Raw genomic sequence first — 23,557 nt, forward strand, 5'->3', positions numbered from 1 at the left:
ATATAGTTATATTGCTGTGTTTTTCTGCATTTTTCTTTTTACCCACATTTTCCCCACTTTAATTATTTCAAATGCGGGTCTGGGTACTGAAGTTGAAAAGCTTGATTGAGTAATCAGTCAAGCTTTTTTTGTATGTAATTATTCGGCAGGACTATCCACGGCTAGACAATTTTTTGGGTCAGTCCAAAAAACCTGTGGGTATGTTAAATCAGATCAGGTTCTAAATAATGTTCATGCTATTTGGGTTGCAGAAATAAAGGAAAATAAGGTTAATCTATGGCATATCCATCCGGACACGAAAGAGAATAGAAATAAGTTTGGTATATAAATATGAAACAATGAATATTGGAGAATATAAATGAATATAGGTTACAAGGTTGGTGAGTTGATTTATGATGCAAATATATATGATGGATTAAATACCTTTCTATCTGATTTGCAATTCTACAAAAAGTGGCTACCGAAAAATAAGGAGGCTGAAATACTTGAACTGTGCTGTGGTACAGGCAGACTTACGATCCCCATTGCCAAAGATGGATACAGCATTTGCGGAGTAGATTACACACCCTCAATGCTCGAACAAGCAAAGATGAAGGCTATCGAAGCAGAATTAGTGATTGATTTCATAGAAGCAGATATTAGAATGCTCGACTTGCAAGAAAAATTCGACCTAATCTTTATTCCATTTAATTCAATCCACCATTTATACAGAAACGAAGATTTATTCAATGCGTTAGGATGCGTTAGAAATCATCTCAAAGCAGGAGGCTTATTTCTGTTAGATTGCTTTAATCCCAACATCCAGTATATTGTCGAGAGCGAAAAAGTGCAGGCAGTAATTGCCGAATATACAACGGATGATGGACGGGATGTGTTGATAAAACAAACAATGCGTTATGAGAGTACAACCCAAATCAATCGCATAGAATGGCACTATTTTATCAATGGCGAGTTTCATTCATACGAAAAGATACAAAACCAAAGATGAAAATGGACTTTAAAATCAGAATAGCGCAACAATCTGATAGTGCTGAACTGAGAGATTTATATAAGAATACCGTGCTTGTAGTAAACAGGCGTGATTATTCACAGGATGAAGTTGAAGATTGGGCATCATGCGGAGATGATCTTTCCAATATAGAGGAAATGATAAAGACTCACTATTTTATTGTGGCTGTTAATCAACTGTCTCAGATTGTAGGTTTTTCATCCATTACGCCGCAAGGCTATCTGCACTCTATGTTCATTCACGCAGACTTTCAAGGCAAAGGCATTGCAACTATGCTTTTGGAAGAAATAGAACGATATGCTATTACAAAAGGTATTATACAAATCACATCAGAAGTGAGTCTAACTGCTCGTCCATTCTTTGAGAAGCAAAAATACGTGGTGAAGAAGGAACAAAAACGACAGGCAAATAAATTGAATTTGACTAATTTTTGGATGACAAAAACCTTATCTGTAATAAAACCATATCATGGTCGTATTCCTGCTTGTGGTGTGTTCTGTGGCGGTTGTCCAAGCTACACACGAGATGAAAAAAATTGTCAGGGAGCAGAGGAAAACAAAACCCGCTGTGAAAAATGTAGAACATTTTACCTGTGTTGCGTTGAGAAAGGAATAACACATTGCTACCAATGTCATCTATTTCCTTGCACTAAGTTCAAAGGTTTTACAAAACGTTGGTTAAAGTATGGGCAAGACTTTATTGAAAATCAGAAATTTTTAAAGCAGGTGGGTGAAATGGAATTTTTGAGGTTTTACAATGAAAAGGTTACAGATTAAGTTTAGTCCATTTCTCTTGTATATCTAAAATGAACTAAACCTTTGTTTTTATTGAAAGTTGTTAGCCTATCTCCTTTGAAAGAAATCTCTTGAATTCTTCCTCACTGGGCAACTGGATTTTATACTTTTGTACAAAAATATTTGGGTCTAATCCTGCTGTGGCATAACGAACTAAAGTATCTCCTTTTTCAGTACAAAGCAAAATACCGATTGGTGGATTATCATCGGGCTGCATTACTTCTGCTTTGAAGTAGTTTAGATACATATTCAGTTGGGATGCATATTCATGGTGGAATTTGTCAATTTTTAAATCCACTATGACATGGCATTTCAGTATGCGGTGATAGAAAACGAGGTCAGCAAAGAAGTAATCTTCATCTATCAGTATGCGTTTTTGGCGAGCTTCAAAGCAGAAGCCGTGTCCCATTTCCAGAAGGAACTTTTGTAAATTATCAAGGATGGCTTGCTCTAAATCATTCTCTGTAACTAATGCCCGTTCATTTAACCCTAAGAACTCTAAGGTCAAGGGAGTATTTATTACATTCGCAGGCTGTAGTTGAACTGCCTGTTGCTGTACTAATGCAGAAAGAGCTTCTTTGTTTTTAGATAATCCACTACGCTCGTAGTACAATGAATCAATCTGCCGTTCCAGTTCTTTTGCAGTCCAGCATCCCCTAATCGTTTCCATTTCATAAAAGGCACGTTTAATAGGATTGTCAATAGCAGATATTGCATTCAAATGCGTAGAAGATAATCTGTTAAATAGCTTTTCAGCAGCCAATTTCCAGTCATTATTTGCAATTTCTGAAACCATTTGCAATTTGGCGGTTACTGACCGCCGAATCTCTGTTTCAAATTCGGCGGTCGGCAACCGCCGAATTCCCGAACCCGACATAACATAGCCTAAAACCTCTTCTTTCAACTGTGGATAAACAAGATATAAACGTCTGAACTCCCGGAATCTACGTTCGTTAAGTCCTTTGGTATTTAGTTGTTTTTCCAACTTCTTCAAAAGCTGCTCACCATAGGCTGCACGGTCTTCTCCGTTTTGTTCAAATTCCACGATATAACAGCCCATAAGCCAGTTACGGGAAGTTAGTGCAAGGTTTACAGAGTGTGCTGCTTGTGCTTACAGCGTGTCTTGAATGGCACTTCTCCGTATGTTTCAGCCCGCTATGTCCGAGCAAACTGGCTACTGTTTTAATATTAGCACCATTGTTAAGGATATTCACTGCAAATGAGTGACGGGCACAATGCCAGCTTATGTGCTTGTCTATTCCGGATCTTTTCACCCAACGTTTTACTGATTTACAGCAGCTTTCATAGGATGGTAGATTAAATATAAGCACATCTTTGTTGCCATCTGCAGGAGGTTCGCCAATAATAGAGAGTAAACCGTCATTCAAAGGTATGACTACTCCACTAGCAGAAGAATGCCCTTTGGTCTTATTCTGTTCAAACTTCAATAGCTTGTTTGAGTAGTCTACATTCTTATATGTAAGGTCTTTCAGTATCACATCGTGTTCGATGGCATAGCGTATCACTTTCTTGAAACGCTGATAGATACTTTTTGCTCCCTCGCCAACGCTACGGGATTGCAAATAGTCCACAAACAGAACCATCATATCCTTAGTGATAAATTCGGGTTTGATGTTGCATTCATATAATGGGTACTGTTCTTTCAGAAAATCCTTAAAACGACTGAAGGCAATTTGCATCATACGCAGGTCTTTCTTAATATTTATGGCTAATCAGTTAAAGAAATCCCTTTCTTTGGAGATTGAACGGTTCAATGCTTCGCAGAAGAAAGGATTTAGCTTTATGTTTTGATGTAAAATGCTTTTTCATAGTTCCTCTATAATAGAAGCTCACGCTAGTAGCCAAGAGGTAGTGTGGCATGTTTAGAACATGTATTCCCAAAAAGAAGAAGGAATCTGCTCTTTTGTCGAAAAAAAGTCTTATGTTTACGCACGATATGAAAAACAGGGTTTATATAGGCCCTGATATCAGTAAATAACCAACCTTGACATGTGTACAAACAGAGATAAGGCTATCTCTTTTGGGCGGGACGGCGGAGATGTCTGCCGTTTCGTTTTTTGTCTATGAGCCAGTGACGTGGTTGCTGACGAATCGTTGCCTCAAGATATTTTTCTGCAGATTCATTGTTCATATATTGCCAATATTAATCAAGTAAACGCTCACCCGATATTTATTGGGGACAGACTTAATTCAAAGGGATAAGACAAGAATCGCGGATGTCAGCTTAATGCGATGAATGGTATCTTTTTGATTGAAATACCTTCTTTTTCACGACACGGCTCTCTGGCTATAAAAGCCAACGAGCGTAAGCGGGGAGCGCGAACAAGCTACCACAACCGCTTTTTAACACGATAAGCGTCGCTTTTTAACGAATATATACGTATCAACCTACACATATGGCTGTATCAACTCACACATATAGCAGTGTTAACCCACACATATAGTCGCGTCAAGCTACACATATAGTGGCGTAAGCCTACACATATATAGGTATCGGCCCTCACATGCGGTAGCGTTGGGCATTATTACCGCCTAACGACCGTAAAACATGAACTAGGGTGAATTATTTCGGCTGGAACGGAAGGCTGTTTTTCAGCAAACGGCTATCAAACAGAGAATTGCTGTTTTTTTCTCTCGAATTTGGAAGCGAGACGCACTTGGGTACGGAATAATCGATTCTCCGGGACTTCAGATTACAAGTTGTCAAAAAGACAAATGGGCCACTTGTATCTATAGCTCCTCTGCCATTTCCCGATAACCACCGGGGGAGAGACGGTTAATGTATAATTTAGCCTTGTCAGGTGAATAACTTACGGTTTGTCAAGTGAATAACTTACGGCTGGGGGTAGCCGTAAGCTTACGAGTCTGGAAGTGGTTAGTTATTCACTTGGGAAGCCTTTCTCAAGTGAGTTGGTCTGTTGATTAATAGTTTATAAGACAGCGATTTATATGGCAATAGTTATCTCATGATCTCATCTGTTGGCCGACTTATCTTAGGCTGCCGGCTGAAATATAGATGAGCCTGAAGATATCCCCAATGATTATCGGGTGAGCCTATAAAATACCTATAACTCGAAGCTAGCGGTACTATCAATACTTTTGTGTCAAAGAGGAAGCTTGATTCAGATCTTATGCTTTGATAGGTTTACATTATTTTAATGTACACCTGTACATTATATATAGTTAAAAACCTTGATGTTTGACAATCTTTTATGGGATAGAAACGACTAGTTTAAACGATCGATTCTTTTAGTCATTTGCAAAGGTACGCGTTTCTTCGATACTTGCAACTCTTCCGGGCTATTTTTTTATTACTTATCCTCTTTCTTATCAATAGGATAGGTTATCCTTTACGAAACAACCGATTCCTTCAACAAACCTCCTGTTCCGACACTAAAAAAACGCAAGATTTAGACGATCGTTTAGACTAGTCGTTTTCGAGTAAAACAAGGGTGCTAAACGACGGGATGGACTTTAATTAACACTATTATTAATATTAAATTTTGAATTTATGAACAAAAGGATTTTTACCTTGTTAACAGCTGGTTTACTGCTAGGTGGACCTGCTTTTAATGCTGCGTATGCCGCTGTTGGAGACAAGACCGTTGTTTCTTATACAACTACAGAGACCGCTTTGGGCAATGGCATGACATTCTATTTAGGAGCGTCAAATACTACTTTGTATGCAAAGTATACGAGTAGTGATATCTTAAAATTGAAGGGCGATAAGGAAGTTGTTTCTTTAACAGCTACAACTGCTTCTGCTACGAATGAAACTGCCGCCGAATTTACGATCCGTAACTACTCTTCTCGTACTTTCGAGTTGTGGGTAACTATTGATGGTAAGGAATACCAAGTTATAACAAAGGGCGATGGTACTGCCGTTACCGGAGATCAGTCAACGAAAAATCTTTCAGACTTCAACACGAAGTTTATTGTAAAAGATGGTAAGCTGAAATTTAAAGGCTTGTTTACGGCTGCATTGCCTGCTAGCGAGGTTGGTAGTAATTTACAGGCCTTCTCTTATGCTAAAGAGATCGGAGATGAGTATTTGACTGAATACAATTCAAAAGGTACAACTTTGTCCTTCGATTATACGACTAGCGAATTGGTTGGTAACTTGTTTGATTCCGTAACTCCGGTAACTGTTAGTGCGGATATTACTGCTGCGGATGCGAAAATCCAGACAGGTACTTATTTTGTGAAAGGTGACGCAAAGAAGGTAGAAGCATTTGTTGCTGAAGTTGAAGATGGTACAAATAATGAAGCTGCCATATCAGCTGCAAAAGAAATCTCTTTCTTAGCCGTGGATCCTACTCAACGTTACAACATCAATGGTAAACAAGATGGTGAAGGTTACGCTTTGTATTGGATGAAAGGTGAGGTCGCTGCTAAAGACTCTAGTGCAAACGCAAGCTTTACGATCTCATTGAAAGATGCCTTTAATGAGGATGGTAAGTTGATTTTAACGATGAAACCTTCTGTCAAAGAAGGTAATACTTGGAAATCTTATGATGTAAATGTAGCTGCGGTTAAGCCTTCTGTTTCTGATACGAAGACTTATGTGACTACTGTATTATCAGGAAGTACAAAAACGAACTATACTCCTATCCATCCGCAACTGGGTGCGAATTCTTATCTTGACGCTTCTGTATTATTGAAGAAGAACGCTGAGAATGTGGTAAATATTTACTTTACAAGTAATGATGAGGACAAGAGCTCTGAGGGTAAGCCAAACGCTCAAACAGAGTACCATAAGTATTTAACGGTTGATCCTGCTACAGGTGACGGTTTAAGAGTGGTTGCTTATAATAGTGCGGATTTTACGATGCCGGTATCCCAATGGATCGTTTCTGGTTTTGATGGCAAATATAATTTTACATTGACAAACCGTGAGACAGGTGAGGATTTGGTATTACGTTTACAACCGGATGGAAAAGAAGGTGGCTATAAAGTAGATAAAGCAACTTATGATGGAGAAGAAGTAACAATCAAAGGAGATGAAAAAGCTTCCAAAGGTGTAACAGAAGATTTAGCACTGAATACAACTTCCGTTAAGTTCAACACGATCGCTACAACTCGTACGGACGGTTATAAAGTATTCACGGATACTCAGATCGCCGAGGGCTTTAAGATGACATTCAATGGTAAGAACGTATTTGGTGACAAGACTCTTTATGCAGTTCTTTCTAATGATAAAAAGAGTATGAAGGTCTCTACCGATGAGAAGGCGACAATGTTGACCCTTTATCCGGAAAGAGTAAAAGGTGCTGAAACTTTGGATAAATCTTTGTAAGGTGTAGCTGATTACATCTTGAATACGAATACTTATGCTTACTTAAATGATAAGAATGAGGTTGTAAGAGTTGCGGATAAGGATACTTTGGTTGTTCCAACTTATATCTTGCGTACGACGGAAGTTAAGGGTGACGATGCTAGATATTTAGGTGCTGCCGCTGCTACTGATAAAGAAAAGGATGCCGCTACAGAGTTCGCTATCATTAAGAATGCCGCAGGCGGTTATTCTTTGGTTTCGTTAGCTGCGACTTCTGGGGGTACGCTTGATTATGCTGCTTCAATTGATAATACTTCTGCGGTTAAAACTGCGAGCGTTAATAGCACAAATTTAACTGTAGCTTATGATAAGAAGCGTTATGTAGCAGCTAGTGACTTGAATGATGGTTACGCAAACGTTGAGATCTTGGACGCTAATCCGTTCAACCCGTCATTGGCCTCTCAACCACGTCACGCATCATTTGACAATATGTTAGGTTCTATCAACTATCAGTTGAATAAGAATGGTATCACTGAAGGTATCCTTTCTGCGGAAAGCATGATTTTCTGGTTGGATACGGCGGATAGCAAGGCTAAGACTCCTTCATTCTATATCTCTAAAGGCATTGAGGTTGCTGAAGGCGAAGAAGCACCGGCTGAGAGAATGTTCATGTTCAATGCTCAGGATTCTTTGAAATATTTCGTAGAAGGCTCTGCTCAAGAATATACAAATGAGGCATATTATTTGGAAGGAACAGAGGATACTAAGGTAATCTTCCGTCCGGCTATCCTTGAGGGTGTTGATACAATCGCTACTACCGTAAATGGTGAGGCTGTAAAAGTTGTTAAGGAATTGGAGTCTGATGGTGAGACTGTAAATTCTGATAGACTGGATGCGTTCAAGTTTAATATAACTTTAGCTAAGGATTCTGAGGATGAGTATGTTATTTCTTCTCAAAGAAAGATTGATGGTAAGACAGTTTATGTTTATGCCTTGAATGGAAAACTTGGTTTGACTGCTGACAATGATATCGCTATGGTCTTCACATTAGGTACTGACGTTCCGACTTCTAACGGTTCTGTTGAAGATGCTGCTTCCTCTATCGTTGTAGTAGGTGGCAACGGTGTCGTAACGATCCAAGGCGCTGCTGGTCAGAACGCTTATGTACGTACTGTATTAGGCCAGTCTGTAGCTGAGACTGTTCTTACATCCGATAACGCTACAATCGCTGTACCTGCCGGTATCGTATTCGTTACGGTTGGCGAGGAGACTGTGAAAGTTGTCGTTAAATAATTGAATATTCAAAGTAAAGGAATAATGAAATAAGATAATCAACAATTCCCGTGAGGGTTTCGATCCCAAGTAATCCGTGACGGATGAACAGGCGGGAGTTGGATTAATATTAATACTAAAGTAATAAATTAAGAGGTCCGTAAGTACCTCCGTGAGGATGGAGTACGGATAAAGAAACAAGTCTCCGGCAGGCGTAAGCTTTGCTGGGGACTTCGTATTTTGCGACCTTATTTATGTGTAACTAATGAAAAAAGAACTGTCTAATAACGTGAAAGATGGGGCCTTTTTGTATTTTTGCGGAAATTAGGAGTAATAGTAGTATCAAAAATAAGCTCAAACAATTAATGTCAAACTCAAAAATCTCAGCGGCCGCATTTGCGGACACAAAACCTCATTATGACCTTCTTGATGGATTGAGAGGTGTCGCAGCGTTAATGGTTATATTTTATCATGTATTCGAAGCCTTTGCTACGAGTCCCATTGATCAACAATTTAATCACGGTTATTTAGCCGTTGATTTCTTCTTTATCCTGTCTGGGTTCGTGATTGGTTATGCTTATGACGACCGGTGGAAAACCATGACAACAAAGGATTTTATCAAACGTCGATTGATCCGTTTGCATCCGATGGTTGTCCTTGGAGCTGTTTTGGGAGTTATCGCGTTTTGTATACAAGGGTGTGAGAAGTGGGATGGTACGCATGTCTCTATATCCATGGTGATGCTAGCTTTGCTTATCAACCTTTTTTTGATACCGGCTGTACCCGGTTCCGGGCCTGAGATCCGTGGAAATGGTGAGATGTTTCCTTTAAATGGCCCTAGTTGGTCTTTGTTCTTCGAGTATATCGGAAATATTATGTATGCTTTGTTTATTCGTCGGATGTCAACGAAGGCGCTTACGGCACTTATTGTCTTGGCGGGAATCGGATTGGCTTCGTTCGCTATATTCAATTTTTCCGGTGCGGGGCACCTAGGTGTGGGGTGGACGATGGAAGAGTACAATTTGATCGGTGGCTTTTTACGAGTGTTATTTTCTTTCTCGATGGGATTGTTGATGTCGCGCGTCTTTAAACCCATTCATATCAAAGGCGCTTTTTGGATCTGTAGCTTGGCGATCGTCGTTTTACTTTCCATGCCCTATGTCGGTGACGGTGAGGCTTTATGGATGAACGGTATCTATGATTCCGTATGCGCGATCCTGATATTCCCTATGCTTGTCTATCTGGGGGCCTCCGGGAAGACAACCGATAAGCATTCCGCCCGTATCTGTAAATTCTTGGGAGATATCTCTTATCCTTTGTATATGGTACATTACCCTCTTATATACTTGTATTTTGGGTGGGTAAAGAAGGAGAACCTTACATTTGCCGAGGCATGGCCGGAGGCATTGGCCTTGGTTCTCGGAAGTATTGCGCTGGCTTATATCAGTTTGAGGATATACGACGAGCCTGTCCGCAGGTACCTGACCAAACGTTTCTTGCGGGTACGTAAATAAGCCCGATTGGATAGCCTATAGACTTGCCCCAGTACTTCGTAAGGAGTACTGGAATACTTTGATGAAAGTACCGAAGTACTTCCTACGTGGTACTGGGGTACTCCCGCCGGGAGTACTGGGCTGACTGTCGGGGGTGTCTCGCTGTTTTATCAATCTTTATCCGCTATACGATCTAAGAGGATAGACACATGTCTGCCGTCCATCAAGCCATGATGAGCCGTTACGGAGATAGGGAGCATCCGATGCCCGTTCTGCTCGATCAGCTTTCCGGTGGAGATACGGGTAGCGGAATCGCCTGTACGGAAAGAGGAAGCATGTTTCATCTCCGTGAAGGCGATCCATGGGACCGGGGAGAAACGGACTAGGTCTTGCCGGTCAGATTCCCTATCTTTGCAAAGGCCTGTGAGAGCTTGCACACGTTCGATCTCTTTCTGTGCGTTTTGAAGGAACAGTTGCCTGTCCGGTGTATATTCGAAGAAGCCGAAGCCGAATGTTCCGTCTTCCCGCCCAATCGTTGTTCCCACGTGGATTCGGTCGAAGCAGACAGGGATGTTGTCGATGATCCGGTACCGGAACTCTTCCACCTCATTAACGGCTGTCATAATCTTATGTAAGGAGTAGAGGAAAAAAGAGGCATGATCCGCTTTCGCCTCTTTATAGATGGAGGTCACGTCTATCTGGGTGGTCAGTCCGAAGAAAGGGTCGTCCATAGAACCGAAAAACAGGAAATGTTCTTTCCGGTTCCAATGCTCTAGGTCAATAGGATGCTTCATGATTCTTTATTTGTTGGGTTTACTATTTTGTGGAAAGCGATGCGTTCCGTACCATTTGCGATGTAAATGATACCGCATTGCTTGAAGCCATGCTTTTTCAATAAGTTTTGCATGACAATATTATCCCGGTGTGTATCGATACGGATATTATTGCAATGAGCGAATGCCCATTTTAGACATTCGGTCGAGATCCCCTTTTGCTTACCGTTGGAGGCCATGCGATGGATCACGGCATAAGGTTCATCGTTCAGCCATTCGCCTTCATAGATCTTTAGGTAAGTAGGGTCGATTCCCTCGATGTAACAAAAGGTCCCCACTAACTCGCCCTGCTCATTTTCGCATACGAAACTATGGCTGGCCTTGATCTCGTTGGAGATCAATTCCTCGGAAGGATATCCGTTGATCCATTGATTCCCGTTGCCATGCTCTTGCATGAACCTGCGTGCATAATCGTACATAGCCATTACCTCGGCCAGATCTTCTTGTCGTGTTCGTCTGATATTCATGATCGGTAGAAAAAGTTATCCCGCAAAAGTAGTATATTATTGTTATCTTTGCGAATCTAGTCGAAAAATATATAAACCAATTAAATCAAAATATCATGGAACCATTAAAAATTGCTACCGTGCAGTTCGAGACACGGGATAACGATAAAGTGTATAATCTTTCTATCATCCGGGAGATGTGCCGGAAAGCGTCGGTAGAGGGAGCGGATGTAGTGGCTTTTCACGAATGCTCGGTTTGTGGATATACGTTTGCCAAGGACTTGTCTCGCGAGGAATTGTTGGCTATTGCCGAACCGATCCCCACGGGGGAGAGTACGCAAGCCTTGATCGCCATCGCCAAAGAGTTTGGCGTCACGCTACTGGCCGGATTCTTTGAGCGGGATGGGGATCGCATCTATAAAGCGCAAGTTTGCGTGGATGGCAATGGCTTGAAGGCAAAGTACCGCAAGCTACATCCGTTTATTAATCCGAATATCTTGCCGGGCGATCAATATGTGGTTTTTGAGATCAAGGGATGGAAATGTGGCATATTGATTTGCTACGATAATAATATCATAGAGAATGTCCGTGCCACGGCCTTATTAGGGGCGGATATCATTTTCATGCCTCACGTGACGATGTGTACCCCTTCCCCTCGCCCCGGGGCTGGTTTGATAAATCCTATGTTATGGGAGAACCGGGCAAACGACCCGACTTCCTTGCGACAGGAGTTCGATGGCCTGAAGGGACGTGCTTGGCTTATGAAATGGCTTCCCGCTAGGGCGTACGACAATGCGGTATATGTGGTATTCTCCAATCCGATCGGGCGTGATTATAATGAGATCAAGAACGGTTGCTCGATGATTCTGGATCCTTTCGGCGATATCGTGGCGGAATGCCGTAAACTGGGTGATGATTTCGTGATCGCTACGGCTATCCCTGAGAAATTGAGACAGGCTGGAGGATATCGTTACCGAAATGCCCGTCGTCCGGAACTTTATGCGGATATTATCGGCCAACCGCATGAGTCCAATCAAAAGGTAGCATGGTTAACAGAAACAACAAATAAATAGTATGCAACAAACAACAATCTCTAAGTCACCTCGTGTAGAGGTGGTGGATGCGCTACGTGGATTCGCTGTCTTGGCAATCTTATTAGTGCATAATGTGGAACATTTTATCTATCCGGTCTATCCGGACCCGGCTACGCTGCCGGGATGGTTGAACGTATTGAATGAAGGCGTGTTTACGGTGGTATTCGCTTTGTTTGCCGGGAAATCGTATTCTATCTTTGCCTTGTTATTTGGTTTTACCTTTTATATACAGTATTCGAACCAGCAGGCGAAGGGAAAAGACTTCGGTTACCGCTTCCTTTGGAGATTACTGCTGTTGACGATCTTCGCTACGTTGAACGCCGCTTTTTATCCGGCAGGCGATGTTTTGCTGCTGTATGCGATCGTGGGCGTTGTTTTGTTTATCGTGCGTAAATGGAGCGATAAGGCTGTCTTGATAACGGCTATTATCTTTTTATTGCAGCCGGTGGAGTGGTATCATTATATCGCTAGCCTGTTTAATCCGGATTACCAATTACCCAATTTAGGAGTAGGGGAGATGTACTCAGAGATGGCGGAGCATACCAAGCGGGGGGATTTATGGAATTTCATCTGGCAGAACGTGACGTTAGGACAAAAGGCTAGTTTGCTCTGGGCTGTTGGTGCCGGCCGGTATGTACAGACCTGCGGGTTATTTATGCTGGGAATGTTGATCGGGCGCAAAAAGTTATTTATCCCCTCGGAGGAGAATTCCCGTTTTTGGATAAAGACCTTGATCATTACTGCGATCGCTTTCGGTCCTTTATACCAACTGAAAGTATTGTTGATGGATACGGCGGACAGCGCTATCGTGCGCCAGACGGCAGGTGTTGTGTTTGATATGTGGCAGAAATTCGCTTTTACGTTCGTATTGGTGGCTTCCTTTGTGTTACTGTATCAGCGCGAGGCCTTTAAGCGTTTTACCTCTATCTTACGCTCTTATGGAAAGATGAGCTTGACGAATTATGTGACACAATCTTTTGCTGGTGCGTTGATCTATTTCCCGATCGGCTTGAATCTGGCTCCTTACTGCGGTTATACGGTCAGCATGTTCATCGGTATCGCCTTTTTCTTCTTGCAAGTACGCTTCTGTAAGTGGTGGGCTGAAAGACATAAACACGGACCGTTGGAAGGTCTTTGGCATAAGTGGACATGGGTAGGTTCTAAATAAGGATCTGATTATCTGGTGAAATGAGATGGGGTATGTCCCGTCTCATTTCATTACAGACAGTTCTCACTCCATAAAAGGTTTGGCATATTTAATCATTCCATGCACGTTCTTGAGTCCTTCCGGTGCCAACTCGACAACCATGCAATATTCGCTGGGGACATCGAATGGGAACTCAATGCCGAAATCAATCGCCCTTTTATATCCGAATCTCGGATAATAATCCTTATGTCCTAATAAGACGGCCGATTTATAGCCTAGCTCTCCCGCTCGCTTATGCGCTTCACGGATCAAAGCGCTACCAACGCCAATCCTTTGGTACTTCGGTACCACCGAAACCGGTGCTAGCCCAAGAGAGATCACGCTTTGGTCTTCTGATACGATTTCCACCTTACTCATCATGAGATGCCCTATGATTTCGCCGTTTAATTCAGCGACTAAGGAGAGCTCCGGAATATAAGCGTCCGTTTTTCGTAAACGTTCTACAAGGTACGGTTCGCTTTGATCACTGTCCTCCACGTCACGGAAAGCAAGTTCCACGACTTCCCTTACTGCTTGAAAGTCGTTCTCTTGCTCTTGTCTAATCTTGATTTCTTTATTCATATGTTGCGTATCACCGGTTATCGCTCAGACCCGTATCGTGAGTCCGTTTTTATCTTCTGCGTCGAACACTGCGTACCGGAGCGGATTTTTCTGCTTTCGGAGCCTTGACAGTGGGAGCTTTCTTTTCGGAGGCAGGCTCTTTGGTTGTAGTACCTTTTCCTCTTGCGGCGCTCTTTCTGGCTTTCTTCGCGGCTTTGCTGTCTACCGCTACTTGAGTCGTATCCGGTTGATACCAGAGTGATTTCTCAAAGCTGGTTAATTGACCTTCGATACGAGCTTGCTCGTTCTTTAAGGAATCCGGTGTCGGGCAATACGCCTGCAATGGCAGATTCATCAAGTTTTGGGTCTTGATGATATCCCCCTCGAACATCCGGCGACGGAAATAGTCATCCATCGTAAAAGTCATGGCGTTATTCATATTAGACGTCATGATGTATGAATTGCTGATATACGGACGTATATTCTCGTAAGGAAGCCAGAACATAGGCATGGTTGTCTCTCCCATATCACCTGTAGAGGTAAGGATCGGGCAAATCGCCAATATCTTGACATCAAAAGCGGAATTATTCTGGTCGAAATACCATGCTTCTTTTACATAGTAAGACCGTACGTCGGCTGCAGGTATATCGCTTTCATTGATTACGAAAGTCGGTTCCTCACCCGCTCTCCCCGGTATCTCCTCATAAAGGATGTAGAAGCGATCCAGCAAATCCTTGAAGTTGATCAAATGGGCTTCGTCAAACTCCTCGTATCCGTCCAGATACTCATAGGCCTTGATCTTGTTCTCACCTAAAAGCTGGAAGATTACGGAGAAAAGATTCATCTGTCCGTTCATTGGGCGGGTCGGGTAATAAAGCGGAGCGTTCTGTTCTTTCATCAAGTCCACCTGCCGGTAGATAATACGCATCCAGCGAGCGTTCCCGATCTCTTGCGTCAAACGCTCGTTCATATCTTGGGCCCGTACGGTCAGTTCGGGTAAACCGGTATCTTTCTTATCGTTTCTTTCCCCACGGCTGGCTTGAGGCGAACGGCGACGCGTTTGTTGTTGCTGCGTAGCTTCGTTCTCAACTTCTTCTTGCGCGTGAAGAGGCATCGCTGTTAAAAAAGTGGCGGCCAAAGCGGCTATGTAATACAGATGTTTCATACTGCGAATCTTAATTTACGATTACTTCGATAGTCGGTATGGTACGTTCGATACCGTCCGGACCTTTCGCGACTACACGGGTGATATAAAAACGTTTACCCTTACTTAAATTGCGGATATAGTTTTTCTGACGTTGCGAGAAGTTGGTTCCTTCGGCCACTTCCGGGATAGCGTTACCCATGGAGTCGAAGAAAGTCAGCTCAAAACGTAATACCGTATATTTTACATTTAGCAAATCATCGTCGATAGCGGCCAGAATACCGTCAGCCTCTACCAAGCTACGTTTGGCGATCATACCTCCCTTGAACTTACGGACGTTACCGTTTTGATCCTTATACTCGATATAAGGTAGGGGATCGGGGAGGGCACGCACGCGGAAGGTAGTCTTTGCCATCTCTATGTTCCGGCCATCCGCCATACGAGCGTTTACCGTGATCACGGCTTCCGTTCCTACTTTAGACGGGCGGGCTTCCCAACCATCCTTGCTGCGGGTTAATGTGCCGTTCGTCATGGTAGCTGTCACATTACCGCTCGGTACACCCGGGACGGCGATACGCATCGGGTTGGCGATACCGGCATATAATACGTTCATCAATGTCGGGGCCACGGTAGCTGTCGGCTCGGTCACGAAATACTCGCTCTCGAAATCCCGGCGCATGATGCTGCCGTCGCTATTCGGCATCTCGATATAACCTTTGATCGGGAATGTCCCGGCAGCTCCGGTATTCACCGTGAAGACTCCTTTATTCTCGTAAGGTAATTCTTTTCCGTTTACATAGATCGTAGGACGTTTCGTAGAGTCTACCGCCGATAATACGATATTCGCCTTGTACTGGCTTCCTCGCATTACGATCTGGCTTTCCGGGATTACCTGCGCCGTGATCTGGTTCACACGGTAATCGCCAACGTCTACGCTATTCAATAAGTTCGATAAGACCTCACCTTCGGCGTAGCGAACGTCACTTTGCATTTTTGTTAACAGGGTAACAGCCGCCGCTACCGGCATATTCTCGAACAAGGCCTCTTCCCAAGTACGGGTATTTATCCCCGCTTTATGAGGGGGAGTCGTGCTTAGGTTCGCCTCCAATACGGCAGTCTTCGCCGAATCTTCGATAAAGCCGCCCATCCAGATACGATACTTATCAATTTCCGCTCTCAGCTTTTTACCTTCTCCGCTTACAGGAGAGAGCATTACACGGGAGGCGGCTTCCAAATCATCCTTATGCTCGATGCTGTTTACGTTGGCATTCTCGCCATCAGCTACCTTAGCGATACGGATCTTTAAATCTTGTATATACGTATAGAGGCTATCTGAGGCTCTTTTCACCTCACGGGCCTTCAATGCCCACTCACCCACTTTCTGGGGATTCTCTTGGTAATAAGCTTCCATCTCGTCCGCTACGATCTTGTTTCGGCGGGAGGAGTTATCGATAGAGGTTCGCAAGCTACCTTCCACCAACTCAAAACCATCCAGCACCTCCGACGACACATTCAGTGCCATCATGGCGATGAACACCAGATACATCAGGTTGATCATCCGCTGACGGGGAGAATTGGGATTATTTGATATTCCTGCCATATTTCTTTACTTCATTGGGTTGTTTGTATACGGAGCCTGTTGTTGCTGTTGGTAACCATAGGGTTGCTGATATTGCTGTTGGTAACCGGGCTGTTGTGGCTGCTGATACATCGGTTGTTGAGGTTGTTGTTGCGGCTGCGCCGGTTGTTGGTAGCCCATATTCACGGTCATCGCTTGCAATAAACGACTGTATACTTGGTTCAATTCGGCCAGTTGGCGAGTCATCTTTTCCGTCTCGTTACGGAATACGGAACTGTCTACCACCGATCCGTCATACATCTCACGGATACGATTCAAGCCACTATTGATGTGTTCGATAGATTCGATCTGCGAACTGATACTCTTCAACTGGATCTCATAGATGGTATTCAATCCGGATACGTTACGGTTCAATTGTTCCATCTGGTGTACGTAACCACGGGAGTTTTGGTTGATGCCATCGGAATTATCCGTGATACTCTTATAAGAGTTCAACAGTGTATCGGATACGTTCGTAAGCGAATTAGTCACTTGGCTGAAACGCTCCATGTTCTCAGACATGCCAGATAATTGCTCCAGATATTTTTGGGTAGCTTCCGTCAATTCCGCCATCTTGGAAATTTGCTCGGCCGCTCCGCTTAATTTCTTGATGCTCTCGGATAAGTTCTTGGAATCTTCTTCCGTCACGTCCAGATTACCTGCGATATTCAAGGAACCACCTCTTTGCGCATTCGCCTTAGACGCTGCCGAACCGATATTTATTCCCCCGGCTATCTCATCGTCTTCTACATTATCCGTAGAATTGATCATGGTTGAGATCGGCGTACCGGTGAAATCCGGACGATCCATCGGGTTCTTTGATTTCAATACGGGGAAAACATCTTCCCAATGATATTCCTTGTTCGGATGCTCGAACGCCGAGATAAAGAATACGATAGACTCGGTGATCATCGCCACGAACAGGATTTGGTTAGCGTATGGTATATGTAATAACTTAAATAACGCACCGAGGATTACGATGGACGCACCCCAACTATACAGGAAGTTCAATACTCGTTTTCCTCTTTCGCTGGAGAGGAACATCTCCAGTCTGTTTTTATATCTTCTATATTTTCCCATCGTCGTATTATTGTCTTAAATGATTCAAAACTTTAAATTTATAATTCCCGCTTATTTCTTTCCCTTGGAGCGAGAGAATCCTATTTGGGTACGTGCGCAACGGAAACCGATGTAAGAACGGCTCTCGTTCTGGAACTCGAAAGTACGCATGTCCGAACGGATAAATTGTGAGACATCTTTCCAAGAACCTCCTCGCACTACTTTCTTTTTCATGGCGTAGGGATCGTTCTTGGCGGCGTTGTAACGCAGATCCGGGTTCATGTCGCTCATTTGGCTCGGGCCAGACTCGGAGTAAGACGTTGAGGTCCATTCCGCCACGTTTCCTGCCATATCGTATAACCCGAACTCATTCGGGGCGAAAGAGCCTACACGAGACGTAATCAAATGGCCATCCTCCGTATAATTACCTTTACCCGGCTTGAAGTTACCCAAGAAACAACCTTTGCTGTCTTGAAGCTCGTCGGTAGACCAAGGGAACTTATTCTCGTTCTTACCTGTACGGGCGGCATATTCCCATTCTCCTTCGGACGGAAGACGGAATGGCTCTACCAATTGTCCCGGTGGCAAGCTCAAGGATTCTTTGTATAAATTCGTACGCCATACGCAGAAGGCAGTCGCTTGTTCCCAAGAAACACCGACTACAGGATAATCATCGTAACCCGGATGAGAGAAATACATACGGGTATATGGCTCGTTGTACGCATTCTTGAAATCGTTCACCCAGCAATTCTCGTCCGGGTAGATATTGACGATACGGGTATTCAAGAAATCCCATTCGCTGCTTAACGGGCGGGTGATCGTCTCGTTGATTACACGTCCTTCATCATCGATGTAAGCGGTGTCCTTGGAGATCATGACTACCTCGTTCGGATCTACCTGAATATCCGTATTACGAACCCGGTCCGCCGGGTTCAATTGATTCTTGCGGAGGGCGGCGGCGGTATAGTCGTACCACTCGTATTTATAGATCATTTGTTTAGGGTCCAAACCTTTCTCTCCGGTAACGGGATTCGTGTAATAGACACTTTCTATCGCACGTTGCTCATCCTCGTTCGCCCGTCTCCAAGGAATCGGACGGTTCCAGTCCAAATGCGGAGTGACAGGTTCCCCGTAACGGTCTTCCGTGATCTTGAACAGATCGTTGCCTCCATAAGCTGGGTCCGCCAAGCGTTCACGGATAATAGAGTCTCTCACATAATAAACGAACTGGCGATATTTGGCGTTCGTTACCTCTGTCTGATCCATCCAGAACGCGTCGAAAGAGACCCCTTTCGTCTCCGGCATGATTCCCCACAAGGAATCCTTGTCGGCGGGACCCATCTCGAACGAACCTCTTTTAACCAAGACCATTCCATACGGCGCTGGTTCATTGAACGCTACCGATCTGACACCTGTCACCTCACCGCCGGCACTCCGGAGAGATTTACCGCAGGAGGTAAGCAAGGCTACCGTTACAAGTACTAATAATACTTTTTTCATATACTATAATATACGTACACTTTTATGTCTATTTTTCCCTGTCTTCGTCTTGTTCAGCTTTAAGGCATACTTGACACATAGCTCGTGGCTACCGCTACTTGCCCGGCCTAGGGCCGTGGTCGGGAAATCAAAGGCGTAACCCGCATGGAAACGACCTAGCTTTACGCCGAACATGATGCCCACCGATTCATTCACCCGATAGGAAAAACCTCCATTAAACATCTTATTATATTCCAGCCTAGCGGTAATATCCGCATGAAAACTTTGCATGTCTGTCAGCAAGAACACCGAGGGCTGTAATTCTATCAACGGATTCTTTAATTGAATATTGTATCCACCCATTAAATTAAGTGAACGACCTATATAGGTATAGGCGTTCTCGTCCAGTTGAAGCTCCGGTTGGGTGATATGCGTCATGCCAAACCCGGCGTAAAACCGTTTATGGGTATAGTAAATACCGAAGTTCATATCCAACCCCATGCCGCTGACCTGCTCTACAGGAATGGCGGCGTCGGTCTCTTGATGGTATTCGGACTCAACCTTTATCACCTTGGTTCCGTCGAACGACTGGTTGACTAAGCCGATTTGCAGACCGCCGCTCAAGACTCCCCCGAATAATTTATACTTATAGGCGTATTGCACCCCTACATGCGTATTCTGGAAAAGCCCGATCGCCTCGGTAAATACAACCAATCCGACACCGTGATTCGTCTTGCCTAAAGTGAGTGGCATATCCGCGGTAATGAAGAACGACTTGGGTGCCCCATGTACGCCGATCATTTCCAAGCGGGCGAGAGCCAATATATTCAAGTCCTCCGTAGCTCCGGCCACGGCCGGGTTATAATACGGTTTCGCCATGAAGTATTGACTTAAGCGTGCGTCATATTGCGCCCGTACGATTCCCGCACAAGTACACAAAAGGATCAAGATCGAAAGAAGACGTCTTCTCATTTAAACATTCACTTCACGTTGTAACTACAAACGCAGCAAATCCGGATAAATTGTATTTTCACAAAAAAACAACGAGGCAGGGGAGCTCGATCGTCCGCCACCTCGTTCTTCTATTTCTTAATTTTCAATTTCCAATTCTCAATTGAACTAGTATTCTTCCTCGTTGAAGAAGAAGTCTTCTTTACTTGGATAATCCGGCCAGATGTCTTCCATGCATTCGTAAATCTCGCCTTCATCTTCCATTTCCTGCAAATTCTCAATCACTTCTAATGGCGCACCAGAACGTTGTGCATAGTCAATAAGTTCATCCTTAGTCGCAGGCCAGGGTGCGTCTTCCAATTTTGAAGCTAACTCTAATGTCCAATACATAGCTGTCAAGTATTAATAACCGCCGAAGCGATTTGGTTCTCTATTTTTCCGCGAAAATATGACTTTATTTATTATACGCAAGTATAATCCCAAATAATTTCTTTACCGTTATTATTTATGCATTCTTTTCGTGCCAGAACGAAGAAATAATCCGATAAACGGTTCATAAATATCAATACAGGCTCCTCAACGGGGCAATTCTCGGCCAAGCGATAGATTTGTCGCTCGGCACGACGGCAAACGGTGCGGCAAACGTGTGCGAGGGCGGCCGAGCGGCATCCTCCTGGTAGGATGAACGCATGCATTTTCGGCAGCTCGTTATCCAGACGGTCTATCTCCCGCTCGATACGCTCGATGCTCTCGGGCGTTACCTTGCTCTCGATTTTCAATTCCGTGGTCGCTTGATCCGTGGCTAGGTAAGAACCGATCGTGAATAGCTTATGCTGGATGAATGATAAGAAATCAGTATCTTTCTCATTATTCAAGGCCGTGATTAATAATCCGATAAAGGAGTTCAGCTCATCTACGGTGCCATAGCTCTCGATCCGATCGTGCGCTTTCGACACGCGTTGTCCACCTACCAGTGAAGTGGTTCCTTTATCGCCTGTTCTGGTATAGATAATACTCTTCTTCATATCTGACTTGTTTTGAATCCTAAAAATAAACAATATAATCTCGTTTGTGCAATTTCTTGTTGAACAAGACAATCCCTAGCGAGTAAAGATCTAAGGTGACCGTCACTTCCGGACATGCGCAGATCTTTTCCCAAAGTTCACGCATCTTACGGCTCGCCTTGATTCCCTCAAAAACGAATACCGTATCGTTGTGCGCGTATTTCATACATTCATTAAACAGCCAGAGGTTGTTATGTTGTTCATATAAAGTGTTGAAAAAAACAAAATCTAAGCTATTTATGTCATTTAAGGCTTGGGGAAGCAAGTCCTTATAATTACCGATACGCAAATCGATGGGATTACGTCCCTCTTTAGCGAATGCTTGACGGGCAATCGTGGCGAATTCCGGTACATTTTCCAAGGCGATACATCTCAATCCCGTGGCATAGGAGGTTAGATATAAGGTAGACAACCCCATCGTGGTTCCTATCTGGAGGATATTCTTGGACTTGAAATAGTTTGTCAAACGGAATAATAAGGCGCCATGCTTGGGCCGGATGGATTCCCGTTTTACGATCTCGCTGATGGAACGAGTCTTTCGTTTCCCTTTGTTCTGCCGGTCTGGATAGGTGATCTCTCCTTCCTTGAATAATAACTGCTTACGTAAAAGCTCTATATCATAGAAACTATAATAGGAGCATTTTTCCTCGATGACCTTCGTGATGAGGTTAAAAACGAAAGGCGAATGTACTCCGAATCCTTTACGGTAACGGATGCCGCGGTACAAGAGCGATCCTTTTCGTAATGTATTAACCTTTGGTAGTATTTGCATTTCTTTTTGTCATTGGGCAATGAGACCTTGCCATTTACCGCGAACTTACATAAAAAAACGCAATTAGCATAAGCCTCTAGTCATTAAACGGGGTTATAATGACTTGTGCCATGCGGATGGCACTGGCTTTATCTTAGAAACTGGCTTTCTCCGGTTCTGGGCGGATATAGGTTAATATCTGCCCGCTTAATTGAAGCAGCGAGATCTCACAGATCTTGGTGGAGTATTCCGCCACGGAAAGACGCTCCTCCGCTTCCAGCAGACTGTTTTGTGCCTCACGCAATTCGATACCAGACAACTCGCCGAGTTTATAGCGGTCGATGGCGATCCGGTAGTTCTCTTGGGCGGCTACGAGGTTCTCTTTCTCTAGGCTCCATAGGTCGAGGTTGTTTTTATAGGCCATCCAGAAGTTGCTCATGTCCGCACGCAGGGCAAGTTCCAGTTCTTGGATGCGCAATTGCTGGTTCTCGATTTGGATGCGGGCGTTGCGTTGCTCACGTTTCCGGTTGAAACCGTCGAAGAGGCTCATACCGATGGTCACGCCGTAATTAAGCCCCAGCCGTTGTTGGAGGTCGTAATTGCCCACTTCCGTCCAGTTCGCCGTGTAGCCGTAGCCTGCGTTTAGCTTGACATAGGGATAATAGCGGCTTTTTACCTTTTTATAATCAAGCTCAGACAACGTCTGGTTCTTTTGGGCGATCAGGAGTGAGGCGTTGGCTTCGAGGGTATTCTTCCATAGATCTACCTCGTCGAGGAACGGGTTCGGGTAGATCAAGGAGTCCTTGATCTGGATTTCCTCCTCCACATTATTTAATGCCATCAACTCGTTCAGGCGGATACGGGAGGTATGCACGACCTCCAATTGGTTTAATACCTTGGAGCTATCCGAGTTGAAGTCCACTTGAGCCTGTTGCAAGTCCAGACGGGACATGGAGCCGATATAATACCGTTCTTCCACGATCCGTAAACGCTCCTTGGAAAGATCCAAGGTGGAACGGAGGTTACGCAAACGGATTTTCTGCCGGATCAGGTTGTAGTACTCGCTGGAAAGGTTGGCTACGAAATCCTCGATGGTCATGCGGGTGTTCAGTTCCCCCATTCGCTGTAATTCTTTCAAGCGAGAGTATTCGGCTTGGATACCGAAACCGTCGAAAACCGTCCAGTTAACGTTTAGTCCGACGTTGCCCGTCTCGCTGTTTATACCATTCGCCTTTTCGATCGATCCGTCTTGCAGGCTGTTACGGTTGTTATTGATATTTCCGCTGAATCCGCCGCTCATATCTACGGTAGGCAGATAACCGGCGTTTCCGGGGGTGGCGTTATTGTCGCTGATCTGTTGCTCGTTACGAATGATACGGATGGAGTAGTTCTGCTCTAATCCGGTTTCGATACACCGTTTCAGATCGAATAGTTGCTGCGCTTCCGCCATAAAGGGGGAAGAGAAGGCAAATAATAAGGTATATACATATTTCTTCATAAATCTACA

At 44.0% G+C, this 23,557-nt stretch carries 19 protein-coding genes and 2 pseudogenes; 7 read left to right on the forward strand and 14 right to left on the reverse strand.

The features are described 5' to 3' along the window. Positions 1–358: 358 nt before the first annotated feature. Positions 359–973, forward strand: a pseudogene (locus ACESPU_RS16130) (class I SAM-dependent methyltransferase); the annotation flags it as partial. Positions 974–984: 11 nt separating this feature from the next. Beyond that, on the forward strand, positions 985–1,785 hold the full coding sequence (locus ACESPU_RS16135) for a GNAT family N-acetyltransferase (RefSeq protein WP_158532901.1): 801 nt from the start codon (positions 985–987) through the stop codon (positions 1,783–1,785). A gap of 61 nt (positions 1,786–1,846) precedes the next feature. On the opposite strand, the gene ACESPU_RS16140 is transcribed toward ACESPU_RS16135, so the two are convergent. Together ACESPU_RS16140 and ACESPU_RS16145 are read right to left on the reverse strand one after the other, a co-directional pair. Next, positions 1,847–2,863, reverse strand: coding sequence for a PDDEXK nuclease domain-containing protein (locus tag ACESPU_RS16140; RefSeq protein ID WP_122377616.1), 1,017 nt, complete (start codon positions 2,861–2,863; stop codon positions 1,847–1,849). Positions 2,864–2,936: 73 nt separating this feature from the next. Then, positions 2,937–3,521, reverse strand: a pseudogene (locus tag ACESPU_RS16145) (tyrosine-type recombinase/integrase); the annotation flags it as partial. Between the two features lie 1,814 nt (positions 3,522–5,335). Between ACESPU_RS16145 and ACESPU_RS16150 the strand changes: the two are divergent. The 3 genes from ACESPU_RS16150 to ACESPU_RS16160 all read left to right on the forward strand — a co-directional run bounded on the left by ACESPU_RS16150 (position 5,336) and on the right by ACESPU_RS16160 (position 9,885). Continuing rightward, positions 5,336–7,120, forward strand: a complete 1,785-nt coding sequence (locus ACESPU_RS16150; RefSeq protein WP_373133508.1) for a hypothetical protein — start codon at positions 5,336–5,338, stop codon at positions 7,118–7,120. An 18-nt stretch (positions 7,121–7,138) separates the two neighbouring features. Further along, complete coding sequence (locus ACESPU_RS16155) at positions 7,139–8,392, forward strand: DUF6383 domain-containing protein (RefSeq protein ID WP_373133509.1); 1,254 nt, start codon at positions 7,139–7,141, stop codon at positions 8,390–8,392. Positions 8,393–8,736: 344 nt separating this feature from the next. Next, on the forward strand, positions 8,737–9,885 hold the full coding sequence (locus ACESPU_RS16160; protein WP_373133510.1) for an acyltransferase family protein: 1,149 nt from the start codon (positions 8,737–8,739) through the stop codon (positions 9,883–9,885). 149 nt (positions 9,886–10,034) lie between these two features. On the opposite strand, the gene ACESPU_RS16165 is transcribed toward ACESPU_RS16160, so the two are convergent. Both ACESPU_RS16165 and ACESPU_RS16170 read right to left on the reverse strand, forming a co-directional pair. Beyond that, the gene (locus tag ACESPU_RS16165) at positions 10,035–10,658 is read right to left on the reverse strand and encodes a chloramphenicol acetyltransferase (protein WP_036618767.1); all 624 of its coding nucleotides are present in this window, start codon (positions 10,656–10,658) and stop codon (positions 10,035–10,037) included. Then, a complete protein-coding gene (locus tag ACESPU_RS16170) occupies positions 10,655–11,164 on the reverse strand; it encodes a GNAT family N-acetyltransferase (RefSeq protein ID WP_146375231.1) in 510 nt (169 codons plus the stop codon). The genes ACESPU_RS16165 and ACESPU_RS16170 overlap by 4 nt, the downstream gene beginning before the upstream one ends. Before the next feature lie 95 nt (positions 11,165–11,259). Here ACESPU_RS16170 and ACESPU_RS16175 point away from each other — a divergent pair, with 95 nt between their 5' ends. Continuing rightward, positions 11,260–12,216 carry a nitrilase family protein gene (locus ACESPU_RS16175; protein WP_121772097.1) on the forward strand — a complete coding sequence of 319 codons (957 nt, stop codon included), beginning with the start codon at positions 11,260–11,262 and terminating at the stop codon, positions 12,214–12,216. 1 nt (position 12,217) lies between these two features. Beyond that, entirely contained in the window at positions 12,218–13,405 is a 1,188-nt protein-coding gene (locus ACESPU_RS16180; protein ID WP_005863273.1) for a DUF418 domain-containing protein, read from the forward strand. Between the two features lie 63 nt (positions 13,406–13,468). On the opposite strand, the gene ACESPU_RS16185 is transcribed toward ACESPU_RS16180, so the two are convergent. The 10 genes from ACESPU_RS16185 to ACESPU_RS16230 all read right to left on the reverse strand — a co-directional run bounded on the left by ACESPU_RS16185 (position 13,469) and on the right by ACESPU_RS16230 (position 23,548). Further along, positions 13,469–14,005 (reverse strand): GNAT family N-acetyltransferase, encoded by a 537-nt coding sequence (locus tag ACESPU_RS16185; RefSeq protein ID WP_005863271.1) that lies wholly within the window; start codon positions 14,003–14,005, stop codon positions 13,469–13,471. Between the two features lie 49 nt (positions 14,006–14,054). Next, complete coding sequence (gldN, locus tag ACESPU_RS16190; RefSeq protein ID WP_121772095.1) at positions 14,055–15,149, reverse strand: gliding motility protein GldN; 1,095 nt, start codon at positions 15,147–15,149, stop codon at positions 14,055–14,057. A gap of 10 nt (positions 15,150–15,159) precedes the next feature. Further along, positions 15,160–16,728 carry a gliding motility protein GldM gene (gene gldM / locus ACESPU_RS16195; RefSeq protein WP_005859860.1) on the reverse strand — a complete coding sequence of 523 codons (1,569 nt, stop codon included), beginning with the start codon at positions 16,726–16,728 and terminating at the stop codon, positions 15,160–15,162. A gap of 6 nt (positions 16,729–16,734) precedes the next feature. After that, entirely contained in the window at positions 16,735–17,826 is a 1,092-nt protein-coding gene (gldL, locus tag ACESPU_RS16200; protein ID WP_373133511.1) for a gliding motility protein GldL, read from the reverse strand. 51 nt (positions 17,827–17,877) lie between these two features. Further along, on the reverse strand, positions 17,878–19,305 hold the full coding sequence (locus ACESPU_RS16205) for an SUMF1/EgtB/PvdO family nonheme iron enzyme (protein WP_005863265.1): 1,428 nt from the start codon (positions 19,303–19,305) through the stop codon (positions 17,878–17,880). Between the two features lie 3 nt (positions 19,306–19,308). Then, entirely contained in the window at positions 19,309–20,256 is a 948-nt protein-coding gene (locus tag ACESPU_RS16210) for a type IX secretion system membrane protein PorP/SprF (RefSeq protein WP_373133512.1), read from the reverse strand. A gap of 147 nt (positions 20,257–20,403) precedes the next feature. After that, positions 20,404–20,625, reverse strand: coding sequence for a DUF2795 domain-containing protein (locus ACESPU_RS16215; RefSeq protein ID WP_005633363.1), 222 nt, complete (start codon positions 20,623–20,625; stop codon positions 20,404–20,406). 71 nt (positions 20,626–20,696) lie between these two features. Beyond that, on the reverse strand, positions 20,697–21,260 hold the full coding sequence (locus tag ACESPU_RS16220) for a cob(I)yrinic acid a,c-diamide adenosyltransferase (RefSeq protein ID WP_287620854.1): 564 nt from the start codon (positions 21,258–21,260) through the stop codon (positions 20,697–20,699). Between the two features lie 19 nt (positions 21,261–21,279). Then, positions 21,280–22,071, reverse strand: coding sequence for an O-methyltransferase (locus ACESPU_RS16225; RefSeq protein ID WP_373133513.1), 792 nt, complete (start codon positions 22,069–22,071; stop codon positions 21,280–21,282). 133 nt (positions 22,072–22,204) lie between these two features. Continuing rightward, positions 22,205–23,548, reverse strand: coding sequence for a TolC family protein (locus tag ACESPU_RS16230; protein ID WP_373133514.1), 1,344 nt, complete (start codon positions 23,546–23,548; stop codon positions 22,205–22,207). Positions 23,549–23,557: the final 9 nt, after the last annotated feature.

It is taken from the genome of Parabacteroides sp. 20_3 (assembly GCF_964238835.1).
GTDB classification, from domain to species: domain Bacteria; phylum Bacteroidota; class Bacteroidia; order Bacteroidales; family Tannerellaceae; genus Parabacteroides; species Parabacteroides distasonis.

Excerpts from the sequence above, each read along its gene's own strand:
- ACESPU_RS16135 (WP_158532901.1), top strand. The coding sequence starts at position 985 with ATGAAAATGGACTTTAAAATCAGAATAGCGCAACAATCTGATAGTGCT.
- ACESPU_RS16140 (WP_122377616.1), bottom strand. The coding sequence starts at position 2,863 with ATGGGCTGTTATATCGTGGAATTTGAACAAAACGGAGAAGACCGTGCA.
- ACESPU_RS16150 (WP_373133508.1), top strand. The coding sequence starts at position 5,336 with ATGAACAAAAGGATTTTTACCTTGTTAACAGCTGGTTTACTGCTAGGT.
- ACESPU_RS16160 (WP_373133510.1), top strand. The coding sequence starts at position 8,737 with ATGTCAAACTCAAAAATCTCAGCGGCCGCATTTGCGGACACAAAACCT.
- ACESPU_RS16165 (WP_036618767.1), bottom strand. The coding sequence starts at position 10,658 with ATGAAGCATCCTATTGACCTAGAGCATTGGAACCGGAAAGAACATTTC.
- ACESPU_RS16170 (WP_146375231.1), bottom strand. The coding sequence starts at position 11,164 with ATGAATATCAGACGAACACGACAAGAAGATCTGGCCGAGGTAATGGCT.
- ACESPU_RS16175 (WP_121772097.1), top strand. The coding sequence starts at position 11,260 with ATGGAACCATTAAAAATTGCTACCGTGCAGTTCGAGACACGGGATAAC.
- ACESPU_RS16180 (WP_005863273.1), top strand. The coding sequence starts at position 12,218 with ATGCAACAAACAACAATCTCTAAGTCACCTCGTGTAGAGGTGGTGGAT.
- ACESPU_RS16185 (WP_005863271.1), bottom strand. The coding sequence starts at position 14,005 with ATGAATAAAGAAATCAAGATTAGACAAGAGCAAGAGAACGACTTTCAA.
- gldN (WP_121772095.1), bottom strand. The coding sequence starts at position 15,149 with ATGAAACATCTGTATTACATAGCCGCTTTGGCCGCCACTTTTTTAACA.
- gldM (WP_005859860.1), bottom strand. The coding sequence starts at position 16,728 with ATGGCAGGAATATCAAATAATCCCAATTCTCCCCGTCAGCGGATGATC.
- gldL (WP_373133511.1), bottom strand. The coding sequence starts at position 17,826 with ATGGGAAAATATAGAAGATATAAAAACAGACTGGAGATGTTCCTCTCC.
- ACESPU_RS16205 (WP_005863265.1), bottom strand. The coding sequence starts at position 19,305 with ATGAAAAAAGTATTATTAGTACTTGTAACGGTAGCCTTGCTTACCTCC.
- ACESPU_RS16210 (WP_373133512.1), bottom strand. The coding sequence starts at position 20,256 with ATGAGAAGACGTCTTCTTTCGATCTTGATCCTTTTGTGTACTTGTGCG.
- ACESPU_RS16215 (WP_005633363.1), bottom strand. The coding sequence starts at position 20,625 with ATGTATTGGACATTAGAGTTAGCTTCAAAATTGGAAGACGCACCCTGG.
- ACESPU_RS16220 (WP_287620854.1), bottom strand. The coding sequence starts at position 21,260 with ATGAAGAAGAGTATTATCTATACCAGAACAGGCGATAAAGGAACCACT.
- ACESPU_RS16225 (WP_373133513.1), bottom strand. The coding sequence starts at position 22,071 with ATGCAAATACTACCAAAGGTTAATACATTACGAAAAGGATCGCTCTTG.
- ACESPU_RS16230 (WP_373133514.1), bottom strand. The coding sequence starts at position 23,548 with ATGAAGAAATATGTATATACCTTATTATTTGCCTTCTCTTCCCCCTTT.